Annotated in this window: 22 protein-coding genes; 14 read left to right on the top strand and 8 right to left on the bottom strand. The window is 68.3% G+C overall.

The window, feature by feature from the left end; translation table 11 throughout:
• Positions 1 to 11 precede the first annotated feature (11 nt).
• The gene (locus N536_RS0119165) at positions 12 to 986 is read right to left on the bottom strand and encodes a carbohydrate kinase family protein (protein ID WP_029115089.1); all 975 of its coding nucleotides are present in this window, start codon (positions 984 to 986) and stop codon (positions 12 to 14) included.
• Positions 987 to 1,094: 108 nt separating this feature from the next.
• Between N536_RS0119165 and N536_RS0119170 the strand changes: the two genes are divergently transcribed.
• Complete coding sequence (locus tag N536_RS0119170; protein WP_029115090.1) at positions 1,095 to 1,721, top strand: hypothetical protein; 627 nt, start codon at positions 1,095 to 1,097, stop codon at positions 1,719 to 1,721.
• A 16-nt stretch (positions 1,722 to 1,737) separates the two neighbouring features.
• Here N536_RS0119170 and N536_RS0119175 read toward each other — a convergent pair whose 3' ends face one another.
• A complete protein-coding gene (locus tag N536_RS0119175; RefSeq protein WP_029115091.1) occupies positions 1,738 to 2,100 on the bottom strand; it encodes an iron-sulfur cluster assembly accessory protein in 363 nt (120 codons plus the stop codon).
• A 19-nt stretch (positions 2,101 to 2,119) separates the two neighbouring features.
• Positions 2,120 to 3,256, bottom strand: a complete 1,137-nt coding sequence (locus N536_RS38890; protein ID WP_081809278.1) for a glycerate kinase — start codon at positions 3,254 to 3,256, stop codon at positions 2,120 to 2,122.
• Positions 3,257 to 3,346: 90 nt separating this feature from the next.
• On the opposite strand from N536_RS38890, the gene N536_RS0119185 reads away from it, so the two are divergent.
• From N536_RS0119185 to N536_RS0119200, 4 genes are read left to right on the top strand one after another with little or no spacing between them, the layout of a single operon-like run.
• Positions 3,347 to 4,027, top strand: coding sequence for a DUF3043 domain-containing protein (locus N536_RS0119185; protein ID WP_029115092.1), 681 nt, complete (start codon positions 3,347 to 3,349; stop codon positions 4,025 to 4,027).
• 5 nt (positions 4,028 to 4,032) lie between these two features.
• Positions 4,033 to 4,566 (top strand): bifunctional adenosylcobinamide kinase/adenosylcobinamide-phosphate guanylyltransferase, encoded by a 534-nt coding sequence (locus tag N536_RS0119190; protein WP_029115093.1) that lies wholly within the window; start codon positions 4,033 to 4,035, stop codon positions 4,564 to 4,566.
• Positions 4,563 to 5,654, top strand: a complete 1,092-nt coding sequence (cobT, locus tag N536_RS0119195; RefSeq protein WP_029115094.1) for a nicotinate-nucleotide--dimethylbenzimidazole phosphoribosyltransferase — start codon at positions 4,563 to 4,565, stop codon at positions 5,652 to 5,654. The genes N536_RS0119190 and cobT overlap by 4 nt, the downstream gene beginning before the upstream one ends.
• Complete coding sequence (locus N536_RS0119200; RefSeq protein WP_029115095.1) at positions 5,651 to 6,376, top strand: adenosylcobinamide-GDP ribazoletransferase; 726 nt, start codon at positions 5,651 to 5,653, stop codon at positions 6,374 to 6,376. The genes cobT and N536_RS0119200 overlap by 4 nt, the downstream gene beginning before the upstream one ends.
• Here the strand turns inward: N536_RS0119200 and N536_RS0119205 are convergent.
• Together N536_RS0119205 and gcvT are read right to left on the bottom strand one after the other, a co-directional pair.
• Positions 6,373 to 7,479: a branched-chain amino acid aminotransferase gene (locus N536_RS0119205; RefSeq protein WP_029115096.1), complete on the bottom strand. Its 1,107-nt coding sequence runs from the start codon at positions 7,477 to 7,479 to the stop codon at positions 6,373 to 6,375. The two genes, N536_RS0119200 and N536_RS0119205, sit on opposite strands and share 4 nt — an antisense overlap.
• Before the next feature lie 22 nt (positions 7,480 to 7,501).
• A complete protein-coding gene (gcvT, locus tag N536_RS0119210) occupies positions 7,502 to 8,599 on the bottom strand; it encodes a glycine cleavage system aminomethyltransferase GcvT (protein WP_029115097.1) in 1,098 nt (365 codons plus the stop codon).
• Between the two features lie 24 nt (positions 8,600 to 8,623).
• Here gcvT and N536_RS0119215 point away from each other — a divergent pair, with 24 nt between their 5' ends.
• Entirely contained in the window at positions 8,624 to 10,138 is a 1,515-nt protein-coding gene (locus tag N536_RS0119215; protein WP_029115098.1) for a leucyl aminopeptidase, read from the top strand.
• A 15-nt stretch (positions 10,139 to 10,153) separates the two neighbouring features.
• On the opposite strand, the gene N536_RS0119220 is transcribed toward N536_RS0119215, so the two are convergent.
• The gene (locus N536_RS0119220; RefSeq protein ID WP_029115099.1) at positions 10,154 to 10,507 is read right to left on the bottom strand and encodes a hypothetical protein; all 354 of its coding nucleotides are present in this window, start codon (positions 10,505 to 10,507) and stop codon (positions 10,154 to 10,156) included.
• A 168-nt stretch (positions 10,508 to 10,675) separates the two neighbouring features.
• Between N536_RS0119220 and sucB the strand changes: the two genes are divergently transcribed.
• Genes sucB through N536_RS0119245 form a run of 5 tightly spaced genes read left to right on the top strand, consistent with a single transcriptional unit; the run spans position 10,676 to position 15,793 of the window.
• The gene (gene sucB, locus N536_RS0119225; protein ID WP_029115100.1) at positions 10,676 to 12,472 is read left to right on the top strand and encodes a 2-oxoglutarate dehydrogenase, E2 component, dihydrolipoamide succinyltransferase; all 1,797 of its coding nucleotides are present in this window, start codon (positions 10,676 to 10,678) and stop codon (positions 12,470 to 12,472) included.
• A gap of 10 nt (positions 12,473 to 12,482) precedes the next feature.
• A complete protein-coding gene (locus N536_RS0119230) occupies positions 12,483 to 13,391 on the top strand; it encodes a TIGR01777 family oxidoreductase (protein ID WP_029115101.1) in 909 nt (302 codons plus the stop codon).
• Between the two features lie 20 nt (positions 13,392 to 13,411).
• Positions 13,412 to 14,089 (top strand): lipoyl(octanoyl) transferase LipB, encoded by a 678-nt coding sequence (gene lipB, locus N536_RS0119235; RefSeq protein ID WP_029115102.1) that lies wholly within the window; start codon positions 13,412 to 13,414, stop codon positions 14,087 to 14,089.
• A complete protein-coding gene (gene lipA, locus N536_RS0119240; protein ID WP_029115103.1) occupies positions 14,086 to 15,030 on the top strand; it encodes a lipoyl synthase in 945 nt (314 codons plus the stop codon). The genes lipB and lipA overlap by 4 nt, the downstream gene beginning before the upstream one ends.
• A 4-nt stretch (positions 15,031 to 15,034) precedes the next feature.
• Positions 15,035 to 15,793, top strand: coding sequence for a DUF4191 domain-containing protein (locus tag N536_RS0119245; protein WP_029115104.1), 759 nt, complete (start codon positions 15,035 to 15,037; stop codon positions 15,791 to 15,793).
• Positions 15,794 to 15,795: 2 nt separating this feature from the next.
• Here N536_RS0119245 and N536_RS0119250 read toward each other — a convergent pair whose 3' ends face one another.
• Complete coding sequence (locus tag N536_RS0119250) at positions 15,796 to 16,275, bottom strand: RDD family protein (protein ID WP_029115105.1); 480 nt, start codon at positions 16,273 to 16,275, stop codon at positions 15,796 to 15,798.
• 118 nt (positions 16,276 to 16,393) lie between these two features.
• On the opposite strand from N536_RS0119250, the gene glnA reads away from it, so the two are divergent.
• The 3 genes from glnA to N536_RS0119265 all read left to right on the top strand — a co-directional run bounded on the left by glnA (position 16,394) and on the right by N536_RS0119265 (position 19,382).
• Positions 16,394 to 17,830: a type I glutamate--ammonia ligase gene (gene glnA, locus N536_RS0119255; RefSeq protein WP_029115106.1), complete on the top strand. Its 1,437-nt coding sequence runs from the start codon at positions 16,394 to 16,396 to the stop codon at positions 17,828 to 17,830.
• A gap of 326 nt (positions 17,831 to 18,156) precedes the next feature.
• Entirely contained in the window at positions 18,157 to 18,960 is an 804-nt protein-coding gene (locus N536_RS38895) for a transglutaminase-like domain-containing protein (RefSeq protein WP_197040180.1), read from the top strand.
• The gene (locus tag N536_RS0119265) at positions 18,957 to 19,382 is read left to right on the top strand and encodes a DoxX family protein (RefSeq protein WP_036436977.1); all 426 of its coding nucleotides are present in this window, start codon (positions 18,957 to 18,959) and stop codon (positions 19,380 to 19,382) included. Before N536_RS38895 ends, N536_RS0119265 begins: the two co-directional genes overlap by 4 nt.
• On the opposite strand, the gene N536_RS0119270 is transcribed toward N536_RS0119265, so the two are convergent.
• Positions 19,379 to 20,239: a TIGR03619 family F420-dependent LLM class oxidoreductase gene (locus N536_RS0119270; RefSeq protein ID WP_029115108.1), complete on the bottom strand. Its 861-nt coding sequence runs from the start codon at positions 20,237 to 20,239 to the stop codon at positions 19,379 to 19,381. The two genes, N536_RS0119265 and N536_RS0119270, sit on opposite strands and share 4 nt — an antisense overlap.
• Position 20,240 lies beyond the last annotated feature (1 nt).

Genomic DNA, 20,240 nt, shown 5'->3' on the forward strand with positions numbered 1-20,240 from the left:
CCGGGCGAAACTCAGCCCAGCGCGGCGGCGATCTCGTCGGCGGCGGGCGCGCCGTAGGCGTCGGCCAGGCGGGTCACCGCGGCGTCGCGATCCCAGGTCCACTCCTGCGGCCCCGGGGCCTCCAGAACCAGCACCGCCACCAGGGAAGCCAACTGGGCGGAGCGCTCCAGGCTGAGCCCCGCGCCGCGGCCGGTGAGGAAGCCGGCCCGGAACGCGTCGCCGATGCCCGTCGGGTCGGCCTGATGGGTCTCGGGGACCACGCCGACGTGGACGAACGCTCCGTCGGAGGACACCAGGTCGACGCCCTTGGGGCCCAGCGTCGTCACACGCAGACCGATCTGGCTCATCACCTGCGCCTCGCTCAGCCCGGACTTCTGCAGCAGCAGGTCCCACTCGTAGTCGTTGGTGAACAGGTAGTCGGCACCGCCGATGAGCTTGCGGATCTCCTCGCCCGACAGCCTGGCCAACTGCTGCGACGGGTCGGCGGCGAACGGCAGGCCCAGCTGACGGCACTCCTCGGTGTGCAGGAACATGGCGTCGGGATCGTTGGCTCCGATGATCACCAATTCCGGTGCGCCCGTGCGGGATACCAGATCTGCCAACTTGATGTTGCGGGCCTCCGACATGGCGCCCGGGTAGAACGACGCGATCTGGGCCATGTCCTCGTCGGTGGTGCACACGAAACGTGCGGTGTAGGCGCTGTCCGAGATCAGCACGCCGTCGCAGTCGACGCCGTGCGACGTCAGCCACTGCCGGTAGTCGTCGAAGTCCTTGCCTGCGGCGCCGATCAATGCCACGTCGCCGCCGAGCAGACCGATCGCGAACGCCATGTTGCCCGCGACCCCACCGCGGTGGATGACGAGATCGTCGACGAGGAAGCTCAGCGACACCTTCTGCAGGTGATCGGCCAGCAACTGCTCGGAGAACTTCCCGGGGAACTGCATCAGATGGTCGGTTGCGATCGAGCCAGTTACCGCAATGGTCACGAAGCGTCACCCTTCAAATCGTTAAGCACGTCTAGATAAGGCTACCGAGGTGGACAGCGGCCCTGGACTCGCGGTCTCCGCAGGTCGGTGCGCTAGCCTAACAACGACATGGCTGGTCCTTACCCATACCCTGAACCGTTTCCGCAGCAGCCCCACCCGCCGCAAGGCGGAAGCCAGGGGCCCTATCCGGATCAAGTGCCGTCGCCCTATCCAGGTTCGCTGCCGCCGCCGGTGCCCTATCCGAGCAGGCCGCGTCGCCGCCGCCTCCTGGTTGCGGGCCTCGCCGTGCTGGTGGCCGCGGCACTGGCCGCCGTCGCCGTGACGGTCGTCTTTGCCACGCGCAGCGACGACTCGGCCACTGCGACGCTGACGCCGGAGACGGCGAAGACCTCCATCCAGGCCTTCTTGGACGCGCTCAGCCGCGGCGACGACGAGACGATCGCCCGGCACGCGTCGTGCGGCGTCTTCGACGAGATCAAGGACAAACAGTCGGACATGGCGCTGGCGAACCTGGCCAGCGACGCCTTCCGCAGACAGTTCGGCAGCGCCGAGGTGACGTCGATCGACAAGATCGTGACGTGGTCGGAGAACCAGGCTCAGGTGCTGTTCACCATGCAGGTCAAGCAGGCGGGCCGCTCACAATCCGAGAGCGAACGGCAAGCCATCGCGCAGGTCCTCACCCAGAACGGTCAGATCCTGGTGTGTTCGTACCTGCCGCGGACCGGCCAGTACTAGGCCGGTCGGACGCGGTTCAGTTGAACGAGTCGCCGCAGGCGCAGGATCCGGTGGCGTTCGGGTTGTCGATGGTGAAGCCCTGCTTCTCGATGGTGTCGACGAAGTCGATCACCGCACCCTGGATGTAGGGGGCGCTCATCCGGTCGACGGTCAGGTTGACGCCGCCGAAGTCGGAGGTCAGGTCCCCATCCATGGTCCGGTCGTCGAAGAAGAGGTTGTAACGCAGGCCGGCGCATCCACCCGGTTGAACGGCGATGCGCAGCGCGAGATCGTCGCGGCCCTCCTGGTCGAGCAGCGCCTTCGCCTTCGCAGCGGCGGCGTCCGTGAGGGTCGCGCCGTGGGTGGCGGTCTGGGTCGCCGCTTCGTCCTGAACAGTCATTACTTCTCCCTGTGCATAGTCATGCCTCGGATACCTCAACGGTACCTTGTTCTCCGGCTATTCCCGACTCGTGCGGCCCGCCTGGAGGCCATTCGCCCGGCCAGCGCTCCCCGGTCAGCCGCGCCAGGCCGGTCAGCTGATTGGCCGCGTCGTCCATCGCCAGCTGGATCGAGCCCGCGTAGTCGGCGATCGAGTGAGCAGCGGTGATGCCCGCCGCCCGCAGCGCATCGGCGTCGAGCGTGACCTGGCCGGCCAGCACCAGCACGGGTGTATCGCGCGCCTCTGCGGCCAGCGCGCTGACCACCTTGCCGTGCAGTGACTGGTCGTCGAAACGGCCCTCACCGGTGATGATGAGCTCGGCGGCGGCGACGTCGCCCGCCAGGCCGGTGTGCTCGGCGATCACCGCGGCGCCGGATTCCCGCCGACCACCCAGCGCCAGCAGCGCGGCGCCGATGCCACCCGCGGCTCCCGCTCCTGGCTCTGCGCCGACGTCACGGCCTGCCACCGCGTTGAGTTCGACGGCCCATTCGGTGAGCCGGGCTTCCAGCACCTGCACGGTCTCCGGATCCGCGCCCTTCTGCGGTCCGAACACCGCCGCGGCACCCATCGGGCCGAGCAGCGGATGCTCGACGTCGGTGGCGGCGATCAGCTCGACGCCGTCGAGCCGGGCCCGACCGGCGGTCAGACCGCCGAGCGCCTCGACCAGACCACGGCCGCCGTCGGTGCAGCTGCTGCCGCCGAGACCGACCACGATGCGCCGTGCGCCTGCGGTCACGGCGGCGTCGACGAGCTGGCCCACTCCCCTGCTGTGCGCCTCGAGCGCGGTCCGAACGGTCGGTGGGCCGCCGAGCAAGGCCAGGCCACAGGCCTGCGCACATTCGACGTAGGCCGTGCCGGATGCTTCGTCGAGCACCCACTCCGCGATGACCTCGTCGGTCAGCGGGCCGCTCACGGTCGCCGTGCGCAGCCCGCCGACCCGGCTGGCCAGCACCCCGACGAAGCCAGGACCGCCATCGGACTGCGGGGCCGCAGTCAACGTGTCGTCGGGCCGGGCGCCCTTCCAGCCGGCGGCGATCGCCTCGGCGGCCTGCACGGCAGTGAGGCTGTCGCCGAAGCAGTCCGGGGCGATCAGCACGCGCAGCGCAGAGCCTGTCATGCCAGCAGAGTAAGTCCCGTTCGGTCCGCCCGCACGACCGCTCCGACCGGGCCGCAGGGACGCGTCACGAACTGAAGTAACCTGGCAGACGTGAATCTGCTGGGCCGCAAGAAGGGCAACCCCGTACCGGACGAGTCCTCCTCAGTCGACGCGTCGGACGATCGCGGCCAGGCTGCGGCTCGCGAGGCCACCTCGACGGCACCCAAGGGCAGGCCGACACCCAAGCGCAGTGAGGCCGCCCGCAAGCGCGGCCCCGTGGCGCCCGCGCCCATGACCGCTGCGGAAGCGCGCAGGCGGCGCAAGGAACTCGGCAGTCCCAAGCTGAGCAAGGAAGAGCGGAAGGCCGAGAAGCTCACGCGCCGCGCCGCCATGTCGGAACGCCGCGAAAAGATGATGGCGGGCGACGACGCCTACCTCCTGCCGCGCGACAAGGGTCCGGTGCGCAAGTACGTCCGTGACGTGGTGGACTCCCGCCGCAACGTGCTCGGCCTGTTCATGCCGGCTGCGCTCGGCCTGGTGTTCGTCATGCTGTCCGTGCCGTCGCTTCAGGTGCAGCGTCTGTTGTCGCCCGCCATGCTCGCGTTGGTCCTGATCATGGCCATCGACGGCCTGCTGATCGGCCGCCGGGTGAACAAGTTGGTCGACGAGAAGTTCCCCGACAACGTCGAGGGCGGTTGGAAGCTGGGTTTCTACGCAGCCAGCCGCGCCTCGCAACTGCGCCGGATGCGGGCGCCGCGGCCGCAGGTCAAACGCGGCGACAAGATCGCCTGAGCGAGGTGCGTGCGCTGGTTCTCGGTGGCATCCGATCGGGCAAGTCGCAGTGGGCCGAAGGAGTCATCGAGCGGGCGGTGAGCCAGGGCCAGCCGGTGCGCTACGTCGCCACAGGCGCGGACGGCTCCGACGACCCCGACTGGTCGACCCGGCTGGCCGCCCACAGGCAGCGCCGACCGGCGCACTGGTCGACGGTCGAAAGCCCGGACGTGGCAGCACAATTGCGCAATGATCCCGACATCGCCACGCTGGTCGACGACATCGGCGGCTGGCTGGTCGCGGCGATGGACCGGTGCCGCGGCTGGACCGGTGGCACCGTGACCGGAGAGGTCGACGACCTGGTCGACGCGGTCGGCGCGTTCCGCGGGCCGCTGGCCCTGGTCAGTCCCGAGGTGGGGCTGACGGTGGTCCCCGCGACCGAGTCGGGACGGCGTTTCGCCGATGAGTTGGGCACGGTCAACCAACGGCTTGCCGCGCAGTGCGACCGCGTGGTGCTGGTCGTCGCGGGCCAGCCCTTGACGGTCAAGGAGACAGCGTGACGGACTTTCCGGCCATCAGCGCACCCGACGTGGTGGCCGAGGCCGCCGCGCGGGCCCGTCAGGACACGCTGACCAAGCCGACGGGGGCACTGGGCAGGCTCGAGGACCTTTCGGTGTGGGTGTCGGCCTGCCAGGGGGTGTGCCCTCCGCGGCAGTTCGAACGCGCCCGAGTCGTCGTCTTCGTCGGGGATCACGGCGTCACGGCCGCAGGGGTGTCGGCCTACCCGGCCGAGGTCACCGCGCAGATGGTCGCGAACTTCGACGCGGGTGGCGCCGCGATCAACGTGCTGGCCGAACTTGCGGGCGCCGGGGTGCGGGTCGTCGACATCGCGGTGGACTCCGACGCACCGCTGTCACCGTCGATCGGCGCGCACAAGGTGCGGCGCAGCAGTGGCAACATCGCCGTCGAGGATGCGCTCAGCCCCGACGAGGTCGACGCTGCAGTAGGGGCCGGCCGTCGCATCGCCGACGACGAGGTGGACGCCGGGGCGGATCTGCTGATCGCCGGTGACATGGGAATCGGAAACACCACCGCCGCAACGACTTTGATCGCCGCGTTGACGAATTCAGAACCCGTCGCCGTGGTGGGTCGCGGCACCGGTGTCGACGACGCGGGCTGGGTCCGCAAGACGGCGGCCATCCGCGACGCACTGTTCCGCGCTCGCGCGGTTCGGTCGGATCCCGTTGGACTGCTCCGCGTCTGCGGCGGAGCGGACCTGGCAGCGATCGCGGGTTTCGTGGCGCAGGCCGCCGTGCGGCGTACGCCGGTGCTGCTCGACGGTGTGGTGGTGACGGCGGCCGCCCTGGTGGCCGACCGGATGGCACCGGGTGCACGGGCGTGGTGGCAGGCCGGTCACCGGTCCACCGAGCCCGCACACACGCTGGCCCTGCAGCGGCTGGCGCTCGAGCCGATCGTCGACCTCGGCATGCGTCTCGGTGAGGGCACCGGCGCGGTGATTGCTCTGCCGGTGCTGCGCGCGGCGGTGGCGACGCTGGCCTCGATGGCCACCTTTGGCGAAGCGAGCGTCACGGACCGCGTGTCCGATCCGGGACCTTCTCCCGTCGCTCCGCTCGCCCCACCGTCGTGATCGGTTCGCTCACTTCGGCTTTCGGCTTCGGCACCGTGCTGCCGGTGCGCTCTGGGCAGCCGTTCGGACGTGGCGCCCTGACGGCGTTGCCGGTGGTAGGGATCGCCCTCGGCGGCCTGGCCGCGGGGACGGTGTGGGTGGCCGCCAAGGCGTTCGGCGAGCACAACCCGCTGACGGGCATCCTCGCGGTGGCCGTGCTGCTGATCGTCACCCGTGGACTGCACGTCGACGGGCTGGCGGACACCGCGGACGGGCTCGGGTGCTACGGACCTCCCGAACGCGCCCTCGCGGTCATGCGCGACGGAACGGCAGGCCCATTCGGCGTCGCGGCGGTAGTGGTCACCATCGTCGTTCAGGGCATGGCGTTCGCCACGATGAGCGTCGCCGCCATCGTCGTCAGTGTCGCCGCGGGCAGGGTGGCGGCCGTCGTAGCGTGCCGTCGATCGGTCCCAGCCGCCGCCGGCAGCTCGCTCGGCGCCGCGGTGGCGGGTACGCAGCCGGCCTGGGTCGTGGCCGGCTGGATCGTCGCCGCCGCGGGGACGGGCGTGGTCGCGACGCCGCGACCCTGGCAAGGCCCGCTCGCGGTGCTGGTCGCATTGGCGGTCGGCACCCTGCTCGTCGCCCATTGCGTCCGACGGTTCGGCGGAGTGACCGGCGACGTGCTGGGTGCAGCGGTAGAGGTGACGACCACCGTGGCCGCGCTGGGCCTGGCGGTCCGTTAACCCAGTCGGGTCATCCAGCCGTGGGTGTCGGCGAACGTGCCGCGCTGAATGCCGGTCAACGTGTCGCGCAACGCCATGGTGACCTCGCCCGGCTCGCCGTCGGCGATGGTGAACTCCCCGTCACCGAACTTCACGTGTGACACGGGGGTGATGACCGCGGCGGTGCCGCACGCGAACACCTCGGTGATCTCGTTCGCCGCTGCCTTCTTCTGCCATTCGTCGACGTCGATCTTGCGCTCCTCGACGGCGAACCCCCCGTCGGTAGCCAACTGCAGCAACGAGTCCCGCGTGATGCCGGGCAGCAGCGAACCACTCAGCTCCGGTGTGACCAACCGTGCCGAGCCGCCGCTGCCGAAGACGAAGAACAGGTTCATGCCGCCCATCTCCTCGACGTAGCGGCGTTCGATGGCGTCCAGCCACACCACCTGATCGCACCCGTTGTCGGCAGCCTCGGCCTGCGCCAGCAGCGACGCCGCGTAATTCCCGCCGAACTTCGCCGCTCCCGTGCCGCCCGGGCTGGCCCGGACGTACTCGGTGGACAGCCACACGCTGACCGGCTTGATGCCGCGCGGGAAGTACGCGCCTGCCGGAGAAGCGATGACCATGTAGCGGTACTGCGTCGCGGGGCGCACGCCGAGCCCGGGTTCGGTGGCAAAGATGAACGGGCGCAGGTAGAGCGACTCCTCGCCGCCCGCGGCGGGCACCCAATCGCCGTCGACCGCGATCAGCTGACGCAACGACTCGATGAACAGTTCCTCGGGGAGCTCCGGAATGGCGATCCGATGCGCCGAGGTACGCAGCCGCGCCGCGTTGGCCTCGGGGCGGAACGACACGATGGACCCGTCGGCCCAGCGGTAGGCCTTGAGCCCCTCGAAGACCTCCTGCGCGTAGTGCAGCACGATCGCGGACGGATCCAACTCGATCGGGCCGTACGGGAGCACCTTGGCGTCGTGCCAGCCGCGACCTTCGGTGTAGTCGACCGACACCATGTGATCGGTGTGGAACCGTCCGAAACCCGGGTTGCGCAGGATGTCGGCACGTACCTCGTCGCTTGCCGGAGTCGCGTTACGGGCAAGCGTGAACTCGAGGGGACCGTCGGTCATGTGCCAATTGTATAACTCCTGACTAGCGAGTTTTGGCCTCCACGAACGGCAGCGCCACCACGTCGCATTCGAGCGCCCTGCCGCGCACGTCGACGGTCACCCGGCGTCCCTCGTCGACGCCGGCATCGACGTCGATCAGCGCCAGCGCGATGCCCAGTTTCAGTGTTGGAGAGAACGTTCCCGACGTCGTCACGCCAACCGGAACGCCGTCGGCCAGCACCGTCATGTCCGCGCGCAGCACTCCCCTGCCTGCCGCCCGCAGTCCGCGCAGCAATCGGCGCGGACCCGTCTGCTTCTCGGCCAGCAGCGCGTCCCGGCCCCAGAACGCGTCCTTGCGCCATCCGATCGCCCAGCCACAACGGGCCTGCAGCGGCGAGATGTCGAGCGACAGTTCGTGTCCGTGCAGCGGATAGCCCATCTCCGTGCGCAGCGTGTCGCGCGCGCCGAGCCCGGCAGGCTGCCCGCCCGCGGCGGTGACCGCATCGACCAGCGCGTCGAACACCACCTCCGCGCGATCCCACGTCGGCAATAGCTCGTAGCCGTGTTCGCCGGTGTAGCCGGTGCGGCACACGCGGACCGGGACGCCGGAGAACTCCGCGTCGGCATAGCCCATGTAGTCCATGTCGGTCGGCAGCCCCAGCTGGGCCACCACGTCGGCTGACTTCGGCCCCTGCACGGCCAGCACGGCGTACGAGCGGTGCTCGTCGGTGACGGTCAATCCGGCAGGCGCCCGCTCGGTCAGCGCAGCGACGACGGCCGGGGTGTTGGCGGCGTTGGGTACCAGGAAGACCTCGTCGTCGGATACGTAATACGCGATCAGGTCGTCGATCACGCCACCGGAATCGTTGCAGCACAACGTGTATTGCGCCTTGCCCGGCCCGATCCGACCCAGATCGTTGGTAAGTGCCGAGTTGACGTACTCCGCCGCGCCGGGCCCGCGCACCAGTGCCTTGCCCAGGTGGCTGACGTCGAACAGTCCGACGGCGCTGCGCGTCGCGTTGTGCTCGCTGACGGTTCCGGCATAGGAGACCGGCATGAGCCAACCGGAGAATTCGGCGAAACTGGCCCCGAGATCGCGGTGGCGGTCCTCCAGCGGACCCTTCAACAGGTTGTCACTCACGCTGCCAGACTAGGGTGAATCCCCGTGAGCACCCCTCCCGGCTACCAGTCCCCCGCCGTCACCGTGTCCGCCACACTGCCCAAGCGCGGCCTGCGCAAGGCGGTGTTGATCGTTCCCGTGGTCACCGGTGACGACGACACCGCGACGGTCGTTCTGAGCCCGTCCCTCGACGCCGAGGCCGTCGGCGAGATCGAGGGGGCCCTGCGGGCGCTCGGCGCCAAGGGCGGGACCGAACAGGCGACCCGGGTGCTCGCGCCGTCCCTGCCGGTGTCCAGCGTGCTGGCGATCGGCCTCGGCAAGGCGCGTGACGACTGGCCCGCCGACGTGATCCGTCGCGCCGCGGGCGTCGCTGCTCGCTCGCTGAACGGCACCGAGGCGGTCGTCACGACGTTGTCCGAACTGGATCTCGAGGCCACGATCGAGGGACTGATCCTCGGCGCCTACCGGTTCACGGACTTCCGCAGCGCCAAGACCGCACCCAAGGAACCGGGGCTGTCCACCATCACCGCCCTGTCCGGTGAGAAGGGGGCCAAGGCCACGGCGGCGCGCGCAACCGACATCGCCGCGGCGGTCGCCACTGCCCGCGACCTCGTCAACACCCCGCCCAGCCACCTGTTCCCCGCCGAATTTGCCAGTCGTGCAAAGGCATTGGGCGAGTCGGCCGGCCTGGAGATCGAAGTACTCGACGACAAGGCGTTGGAGAAGGCCGGCTACGGCGGAGTCGTTGGCGTCGGCAAGGGATCGTCGCGTCCGCCCCGACTGGTCCGGCTGACCCACCGGGCCAAGGGCAGGTCGAAGAAGACCAAGAAGGTGGCGCTGGTCGGCAAGGGCATCACGTTCGACACGGGCGGCATCTCGATCAAGCCGGCCGCCAACATGCACCAGATGACGTCGGACATGGGTGGCGCCGCCGCGGTCATCGCCACCGTCGTGTTGGCCGCCAAACAGGACCTGCCGATCGACGTCGTCGCCACCGTCCCGATGGCCGAGAACATGCCGTCATCGACTGCGCAGCGGCCCGGCGACGTGCTCACCCAGTACGGGGGCATCACCGTCGAGGTGCTCAACACCGACGCCGAGGGCCGGTTGATTCTGGCCGACGCCATCGTGCGGGCCTGCGAGGACGATCCCGACTACCTCATCGAGACCTCGACGCTGACGGGTGCGCAGACCGTGGCACTGGGCGGCCGCACACCGGGCGTGATGGGAAGCGACGAATTTCGCGATCGTGTCGCGGCGCTGTCGCAGAGCGTCGGCGAGAACGCCTGGCCGATGCCGCTGCCCGAAGAACTCAAGGACGACCTGAAGTCGACGGTCGCCGACCTCGCCAACGTCAGCGGTTCCCGGTACGCGGGCATGCTCGTCGCCGGTGTCTATCTGCGTGAGTTCGTCGCAGACGGCGTGCAGTGGGCGCACATCGACGTCGCAGGCCCGTCGTACAACACCGGCGGACCGTGGGGCTACACCGGCAAGGGCGGTACAGGTGTGCCCACGCGCACCATGTTCGCGGTCCTCGAGGACATCGCAGAAAACGGCTAGCCGGCGGGAGAGCGGTCAGCCCTCTTCGAGTTCGCGGCGCCTCTCGCGGTCGCGCAGAATGCGCCGGCGCGCGTCGTAGTCGCGCATCCGTTGCGGGTAACCCACCTTCTGCACGTCGTAGACGGGGATGTTGAGTCGGTCACTGAGGCGGCGGGCACCGGAGTCGCCGCCCGCGCGGCGACGGGTCCATTCGCCGTCCGCGGCGACCAGCACGACGGTGACTTCGGTGACGGTGGTCTTGGGTTCGACGAACGCCTCGACGCCCTGATGCTCGGCGACCCACTGGCGCAGGTACTTCAGGTCGGCGGCGGGATCGCGGCCGTCGGCGCGCACGGAACCACGGCCGCGAAACCTGTCCAACAGTCCCACTCGACCTGGCTCCCTCCGGCGTGTTTCCGAGCTGGGGTCAGCACCACCACTTTCGATAGTGCCAGAGCAATGGATAGATCGGTCTGCGGCGACCGCCGCGCGAGGACGTGACAGGATGGGTGCCGACATTCGGTAGGGACGAACGACCGTTCGAGGGAGTCAACACACATGGCCATCTCCGTCCAGATGCCCGCACTCGGTGAGAGCGTCACGGAAGGGACAGTCACCCGGTGGCTGAAGCAGGAGGGCGACACCGTCGAAGTCGACGAGCCCCTGCTGGAAGTCTCGACCGACAAGGTCGACACCGAGATCCCGTCGCCCGCCGCCGGTGTGCTGACCAAGATCATCGCCCAGGAGGACGACACCGTCGAGGTTGGCGGCGACCTGGCGACGATCGGTGAGGCCGGCGAAGGCGGCGGCGATGCCCCTGCCGCGGAGGCGGAATCAGAACCCGAGCCCGAACCGGAACCCGAGAAGCAGCCGGAGCCCGAGCCCGAGCAGGAAGCGGAGCCGGAACCGGAGCCCGAGGGTGCACCGGCGCCCGCCGCCGAGGGTGGCGGGGACGCCACGCCGGTGCTGATGCCGGAGCTGGGTGAGTCGGTCACCGAGGGCACCGTCACGCGCTGGCTCAAGAAGGTCGGCGACAGCGTCGAGGTCGACGATCCACTGGTCGAGGTATCGACCGACAAGGTCGACACCGAGATCCCGTCACCGGTGGCGGGCACCTTGGTGTCGATCACCGCCGAGGAGGACGACACCGTCGCGGTCGGCGGCGAACTTGCCAAGATCGGCGCAGCGGGCGCCGCCCCCGCAGCCAAGCCGGAACCGAAGCCGGAACCCAAGCCGGAGCCGAAGGCCGAACCCAAGCCGGAACCGAAACCCGAACCCAAGTCCGAACCGGCGCCGGAACCCAAGCCGGAACCAAAGCCCGAACCCAAGCCTGAGCCCAAGCCCGAACCGAAGCCTCAGCCCGCTGCGCCCGCCGCGCAGGCAGCATCGGAGTCGGCCAGCACCGACGGCAGCCCCTACGTCACCCCGCTGGTCCGAAAGTTGGCCGTGGAGAACGGCATCGACCTGGCATCGGTCAAGGGCACCGGCGTCGGCGGCCGCATCCGCAAGCAGGACGTGCTGGCGGCAGCGGAGGCCAAGAAGGCCCCACCCGCCGCGGCTCCGGCGGCTCCTGCGGCTGCTGCATCGGCGCCCGCCAAGGCCGCTGCGACTCCCGCACCCGCGCTCGCGCACCTGCGTGGGACCACGCAGAAGGCCAACCGGATCCGCCAGATCACGGCCAAGAAGACGCGTGAATCCCTGCAGACCACAGCGCAGTTGACGCAGACCCACGAGGTCGATCTCACGAAGATCGTCGCGCTGCGGGCACGGGCCAAGGCGAGCTTCGCCGAGCGCGAGGGCGTCAACCTGACGTTCCTGCCGTTCTTCGCCGTGGCGGTCGTCGATGCGCTCAAGGCGCATCCGAACGTGAACGCCAGCTACAACGAGGACACCAAGGAGATCACCTACTACGACGCCGAGCACCTCGGCTTCGCGGTCGACACCGACCAGGGTCTGCTCTCCCCCGTCGTGCACAACGCGGGCGACCTGTCCCTGGCTGGCCTGGCCCGGGCGATCGCCGACATCGCGGCGCGTGCCCGGTCGGGCAACCTCAAGCCCGACGAATTGTCCGGTGGCACCTTCACCATCACCAACATCGGCAGTCAGGGCGCGTTGTTCGACACACCGATCCTGGTGCCGCCGCAGGCGGCGATGCTCGGGACCGGCGCGATCGTCAAGCGGCCGCGCGTAGTGGTGGACGAGAACGGCAACGAGTCGATCGGCGTGCGGTCGGTGTGCTACCTGCCGCTGACCTACGATCACCGGCTGATCGACGGTGCGGACGCGGGACGTTTCCTGACCACCATCAAGCGGCGCCTCGAAGAGGCGGCGTTCGACGCCGACCTGGGCCTGTAAAGACGGCACTGTGCCCAATTCCGTGATAGCGATCGCGGGTTCGTCGGGACTGATCGGCTCCGCGTTGACGTCTGCACTGCGTGCGGCGGACCACCGCGTGATGCGGATCGTCCGGCGGGCACCGTCGAGCGCCGACGAGGTGTACTGGAATCCCGACACGGGCGAGTTCGACCCGGACACCGTGCGCGGCGTCGACGCCGTGGTGAATCTCTGCGGCGTCGGCGTCGGGGCCAAGCGGTGGTCGGGCGCGTTCAAGCAGAGCCTGCGCGACAGCCGCATCGGCCCCACGGAGGTGCTGTCGAACGCCGTCGTCGACGCGGGTGTGCCCGCGCTGATCAACGCCAGCGCAGTCGGTTTCTACGGCGACACCCGCGGCCACGTCGTCGACGAGACCGCACCGCCGGGACGCGGCTTCCTCGCCGGGCTCTGCGAGGACTGGGAGGCGGCCACGGAGCCGGCACAGCAGTCGGGCACGCGTGTGGTCCTGCTGCGCACCGGTCTGGTGTTGGCCGCGGCCGGTGGCATGCTCAGCCGCATCAAACCCTTGTTCGCGCTGGGCCTGGGCGCCCGGCTGGGCAACGGCAAGCAGTACATCCCGTGGATCAGCCTCGAAGACGAGGTGCGGGCGTTGCTGTTCACCATCGGTCACGACGACATCGCAGGCCCGGTGAACCTGACCGGGCCGGCGCCGGTGACCAACGCGGAGTTCACCGCCGCGCTGGGACGAGCGGTGAACCGTCCGACCGCGTTGCTCGTGCCGGGGTTCGCGCTTCGCACGCTGTTCGGCGAATTCGCCGACGAAGGTCTGCTCGGCGGCCAACGGGCGATCCCGGCCGTACTCGAGCGGGCCGGTTTCGAGTTCCACCACAACACCATCCGCGAGGCACTGGCCTACGCCACCGCACCGAAGGACACGTGACGCCGAGTACCGTTGAACCCGTGGCGGAATCATCGGTCCGGTCGGCGCACACGCCGCTGGACGTGCGGAGGTTGGGCACCCTCGACTACTCCAGCGCCTGGGCGTTGCAGCGCGAGCTGGCCGAGACGCGCATCGCTGGTGGCCCCGACACCTTGCTCCTGCTCGAGCATCCGTCGGTGTACACGGCGGGCAAGCGCACTGAGCCGCACGAACGACCCGTCGGCGGTGGGCCGGTCATCGACACCGACCGCGGCGGCAAGATCACCTGGCACGGCCCCGGTCAGCTGGTTGGCTACCCGATCGTCGGATTGGCCCAGCCGATCGACGTCGTGAAATTCGTTCGCCGCCTTGAGGATTCGCTGATCGCGGTGTGCGCCTCGGTCGGCCTGCAGACCGGAAGGGTCGAGGGGAGGTCCGGGGTGTGGGTACCGGCCGACGGCACCAGGCCCGCCCGCAAGGTCGGCGCCATCGGCATCCGGGTCGCTCGCGGGACGACGCTGCACGGCTTCGCCCTGAACTGTGACTGCGACCTCGACGCGTACTCGGCGATCGTGCCGTGCGGAATCTCCGACGCAGGCGTGACGTCGTTGACCGCCGAGCTGGGCCGCCACGTCGGAGTGAGCGATGTCACCGAGGCGGTCGCCGATGCCGTCTGCGACGCGTTGGACGGTCGGCTGCACGTAGCATTGACTTCGTGAGTATTGCTCCCGACGGTCGCAAGCTGTTGCGCTTGGAGGTCCGCAACGCCGAGGTCCCGATCGAGCGCAAACCGCCGTGGATCAAGACCAAGATGCGGACGGGCCCCGAATACAAGGAGCTCAAGGCGCTGGTCCGCCGGGAGGGTCTGCACACGGTCTGCGAAGAGGCCGGCTGCCCCAACATCTACGAATGCTGGGAGGACCGCGAGGCCACCTTCCTCATCGGCGGTGAACAGTGCACCCGGCGGTGCGACTTCTGCCAGATCGACACGGGCAAGCCCGCCGAGCTGGATCGCGACGAGCCGCGGCGGGTCGCCGAAAGCGTGCAGGCGATGGGCCTGCGGTACTCGACCGTGACCGGCGTGGCGCGTGACGACCTGCCCGACGGCGGCGCGTGGCTGTACGCCGAGACGGTCCGACAGATCAAGGCGCTGAACCCGAACACCGGCGTCGAATTGCTGATCCCCGACTTCAACGGCATCCCCGAACAACTCGAGACCGTCTTCGAAACGCGTCCGGAAGTGTTGGCGCACAACGTCGAAACGGTTCCGCGCATCTTCAAGCGGATCCGTCCCGCGTTCCGCTACCAGCGCAGCCTGGACGTCGTGACCGCCGCCCGCGACTACGGCCTGGTGACGAAGAGCAACCTCATTCTGGGCATGGGCGAGACGCCAGAAGAAGTGCAAGAGGCCCTGACCGACCTGTACGAGGCGGGCTGCGACATCGTCACCATCACGCAGTATCTGCGGCCGACGGTGCGTCACCACCCCGTCGAGCGGTGGGTCCGGCCCGAGGAATTCGTCGAGCACGCGAAGTTCGCCGAAGACCTCGGCTTCGCGGGCGTGCTGGCCGGACCGCTGGTGCGTTCCTCGTACCGGGCCGGTCGGTTGTATGCAGAAGCCGCGCAACTGCGGACGCGCAACAGCCCACCCGTATCCTGAGCTCATGGCGAAATCCAGCAAGCCCGCCGCCAACAATAAGGCCGCAAAGGCCGAGGCGAAGGCCGCCCGAAAGGCGGCGTCAAAGCAGCGCCGCAGCCAGTTGTGGCAGGCGTTCCAGATGCAGCGCAAGGAAGACAAGCGGCTACTGCCCTACATGATCGGCGCGTTCGTGCTGATCGTCGCCGCGGCAGTGGTAGCGGGCGTGTTCAGTGGCAGCACCTTCACCATGGTCACGCTGATCCCGCTCGGCGTCCTACTGGGCGCCCTGGTGGCGTTCATCATCTTCGGCAGACGTGCGCAGAAGTCCGTGTACAGCAAGGCGGAGGGCCAGACGGGCGCCGCGGCGTGGGCGCTGGACAACATGCGCGGCAAGTGGCGGGTCACCCCCGGCGTCGCGGCGACCGGACACTTCGATGCGGTGCACCGCGTGATCGGCAGGCCCGGTGTGATCTTCGTCGGCGAGGGATCGGCGGCGCGGGTCAAACCCCTGCTCGCACAGGAGAAGAAGCGCACCGCGCGCCTGATCGGCGATACCCCGATCTACGACATCGTCGTCGGCAACGGCGAGGGTGAGGTGCCGCTGTCCAAGCTCGAGCGCCACCTGACCAAACTGCCGGCCAACATCACCGCCAAGCAGATGGACGCGCTCGAGTCCAAGCTCGTCGCGCTGGGCTCGCGCGTCGGGCCTGCCGCGATGCCGAAGGGACCGCTGCCTGGCAACGCCAAGATGCGCGGCGTGCAGCGGACGGTGCGAAGGAAGTAGCGCTATCGAGCGCGCACGACGGCCGTCGCCGTCGCCCGGTCCTGCAATCCCCGCAGGTCCGAGTCGGTGAACAGCGCCGGTATCACCAGGGCGATCAGCAGGCCCCGGACCACGGCCCTGCCCGTGCCGACGTGTTGACGCCCGTCCACGGGCACGACCATCAGTCCGAACACCAGCTGACCGGGTGTGAAGCCGAACAGCCGGACCGAGGCAACGCCGAGCACGAACCAGACGATCAGGACCGCCGTCGAGAGCGTCGCCATCGACACGATGCCCAGCGTCATGCCCAGCGCGGCCAGCCCGTATCCGATCAGCCAGTCGACCATCAGCGCCCCGACGCGACGGCCCATCCGGGCCTGCGACTGGGGCCCGGTCGCGGGCAGGCCGAGCCGCTCACCGGGATGGTCGTTGGGGCCTTGGGTTTGGTCCCCCGTCTCAGACGGCGGTGGACCGGACAGCCAGGATCCGAAGGTGCGGGCCATGCCACAAGCATATGGTCCATGGGCATTGCGTAACGTCAGCGCAACATCCGGTTGATGACGGTGCAACATCGTGTCCCTAGCGTCAACCGGCGGGAATCCAGTCAAAGGAGATTACTCAGTGGCAGAAAAGACGGCCGACGACATCATCAAGCTGATCTCAGACGAGAATGTCGAGTACGTCGACATCCGGTTCTGCGATCTGCCCGGTTCGGTCCAGCACTTCTCTATCCCGGCTTCGACGTTCGACGAGAGCATCTTCGAGGACGGGCTCGCCTTCGACGGTTCGTCGGTGCGCGGCTTCCAGTCGATCCACGAATCCGACATGATGCTGCTGCCGGACGCGGACACGGCGCGCATCGACCCGTTCCGGGCGGCGAAGACGTTGAACATGAACTTCTTCGTGCACGATCCGTTCACCCGTGAGGCGTACTCACGCGACCCGCGCAACGTGGCCCGCAAGGCCGAGAACTACCTGACGAGCACCGGCATCGCCGACACCTGCTTCTTCGGCGCCGAAGCCGAGTTCTACATCTTCGACTCGGTGTCGTTCGACTCGAAGATCAACGGCACCTTCTACGAGGTCGACTCCGAGTCGGGCTGGTGGAACACCGGCGAGCCCTTCGAGGCAGACGGCAGTGCCAACCGCGGTTACAAGGTGCGCCCCAAGGGCGGCTACTTCCCGGTGGCGCCGTACGACCACTACGTCGACCTGCGCGACGAGATGGCCACCAACCTGCAGAACGCCGGCTTCACCCTCGAGCGCGGCCACCACGAGGTGGGCACCGCCGGTCAGGCCGAGATCAACTACAAGTTCAACACGCTGCTGCATGCGGCCGACGATGTGCTGCTGTTCAAGTACATCATCAAGAACACGGCATGGGCGAACGGCAAGACCGTCACCTTCATGCCGAAGCCGCTGTTCGGCGACAACGGATCGGGCATGCACGCCCACCAGTCGCTGTGGAAGGACGGCAAGCCGCTGTTCCACGACGAGTCGGGCTACGCCGGCCTTTCGGACCTGGCACGCCACTACATCGGCGGCATCCTGCACCACGCGCCGTCGCTGCTGGCGTTCACCAACGCGACGGTGAACTCCTACAAGCGTCTGGTGCCCGGATACGAGGCCCCGATCAACCTGGTCTACAGCCAGCGCAACCGGTCGGCCTGTGTGCGCATCCCGATCACCGGCAACAACCCGAAGGCCAAGCGCCTCGAGTTCCGTTGCCCGGACAGCTCGGGCAACCCGTACCTGGCGTTCGCAGCGATGCTGATGGCTGGCATCGACGGCATCAAGAAGAAGATCGAGCCGCTGACGCCCGTCGACAAGGACCTCTACGAGCTGCCGCCGGACGAGGCCGCCAACATTCCGCAGGCGCCCACCTCGCTGTCCGCGGTCATCGACCGGCTCGAGGCAGATCACGAGTACCTCACCGAGGGTGGCGTGTTCACCGAGGACCTGATCGAGACCTACATCTCGTACAAGCGGGAGAACGAGATCCTGCCGGTCCAGATTCGGCCGCACCCGTACGAGTTCGCGCTGTACTACGACGTGTAGGCCAGCCAACGCGCTGACCAGCACGAGCGACGAAACAACCCGGTCCCCCATCGCAGCAACGATGGCGGATCGGGTTGTTTCGTCTTTGGTGGGCTGACACGTTCGCGCCCGAAAACGACGCCGTCACTTGAAAATTGGCCAAAAATTTCGATATCCCTAAGGGGACGATTTGATCCCCCACAGCGCTCATCCACGCCTTTAGGGAGGCATACCGTATGACCGGCCGGTGGATTGCCCACACGTCTTACTCGGACCCTGGGCCGTATCGCGCCCTTCTTCGACAGTTACCCCGCGATCTCACATCCATCTGCCAGGTGGCTCGTAACGTGATCGGCCACTACCGGGCTGAACTGCCAGCCCTGGGGCCCGAGCGCCGCGACGAAGTCAACAGTCGCTGGTTACGGCGAATCCTCGACACCGATCAAGTCCGCCACCCAGTCCCCCTCGACGCCCCCCGCGATCCCGACACCCGAGTGGCGGGCTGTTGTCGTGACCACGCGCTCTTCGTCGTGAGCGTGCTGCGGGAACAAGGAGTCCCGGCCCGCATCCGAGTCGGCTTCGCCAACTACCTGGAGCCCGGCCATCGTATCGACCACGTCGTTGTCGAATACTGGTCCACTGACCGCTGGGTTCATACCGATCCGGAGCTGCCCATCGGGTCAGTGCCGTTCGACCCCAACGATATTCAGATCGGGCCTCACGCGCCGTTCCAATCTGCGGCCCACGCATGGAACATGCTCCGGCACGACCGCGACGCCGTCGACCGATACCCCATTCCGCGCGGATCGGCATTTACCGTCTCAAGCCTCATCCGGACATACCTTGCCTACGATCTCTGCCACCGCTACGGGGACGAGACACTCTTGTGGGACGCTTGGCCCGCTCTGGACGAACTCATCACCAACGACGAGTTGGTCGATACGATCGCCGAGTTGCTCATCGCTGCCGAGTCGGGCGAGCAGACAGCCGAACGTGAACTCGTTCAGCACCACCACCGACTTCGTCCCGGCGATATCGTCACGCAGCTATCCCCATACGGGGACCCACCCAAACCAGTCCACCTCCAACCGGCAGCCTCGCAACGCTCGATTATCCGGACTGGGGTCCGAATAGTAGGGTCTTGGTCATGACGAACCTGGACGCCCGCCTCACCTCGTTCTCGCCCACGGTGCTGAGCCTGTTCCGCATCGTGTTCGGCCTCATGTACACCGTGCACGCGACGCAGAAGCTATTCGACTGGCCGATCGCCGCCCCCGGTCCGATTCCTGTTGGCGCGTGGCCCTTTTGGTGGGCCGGTCTGATCGAGCTGATCGCAGGATTACTGATCCTGACGGGGTTCGTCACGCGGGTCGCGGCGTTCGTGGCATCCGGCGAGATGGCGTTCGCGTACTTCAGCCAACATCAGCCGACGGGATTGTGGCCGATCGAGAACGGCGGAGAACTGGCCGTGCTGTACTGCTTCGGCTTCTTCCTGCTGGTGTTCACCGGCGGCGGCGCCTACGCGCTCGACGCCATGCGGGGCGGACGACGGCCTGTGCGGGCGCGCCGCTAACCGTCGAGCGCCAGGTCCTTGCGGAAGCGCTTCATGCCGTCGATCTTCTCGGCGGTAGTGGCCGCGGCTCCGGTGTAGAACATCCACGGCATGGTCAGGATGTGCGTGATGCCGGCAGCGGCCGCGCGTTCGTAGTCGGGGATCGTCAACGCATCGGTCAGCGGCGTCAGGATCGTGAAATCGTCCATGGTCAGGCCATTTTCGGCCCGCAGTTCCCGCAGCCGGGCGGCGGCGGCGATGGCCCTGTCGGTGGTGATCAGGTCGCCGATCCAGCCGTCGTTGCGGGCGGCGCGGCGTAACGCGATGTCGCTGAGACCCCCGACGTAGATGGGGATGTGCGGCGGCGTGGGCTCCATCTCGAGCCTTGGCGTCTGGTAGAACTCACCGTCGAATTCGGTCCAGCCCGGTTGCCACAGCGCACGCAACAGTTCCAGCATCTCGTCGGTGCGCTTGCCGCGGCGGTCGAACCGCTGGCCCATCAGCGTGAACTCCTCCTCGCACCAGCCGACGCCGATGCCGAGTTCGACGCGACCGTCGGCGAGATACGCTGCGGTGCCGACGGATTTGGCGACCGAGTACGGGTCACGCATGCCGGGGATGTACACCGTGGTGACGAAGTGCAGTCGCGTCGTCACCTGCGCGAGCGCGCCGACGAGCACCCACGGATCGGGCCAGTCGGTGAATGGCTGCCAGCGCCGCTCGCCGTCCTTGGTGTACGGATACGGGGTCGCCAGCTTCTCCAGGTTCACCACGTGGTCGGGAATGCCGAAACCGTCATAGCCGAGATCGTCTGCAGCCCTGGCCAACTCGACGATCTCGCGGGTCTCCAGGAAGGCCGGGCTGATGTAGAACTTCATC

This window comes from Mycobacterium sp. URHB0044 (assembly GCF_000620625.1).
Classification (GTDB): Bacteria; Actinomycetota; Actinomycetes; order Mycobacteriales; family Mycobacteriaceae; genus Mycobacterium.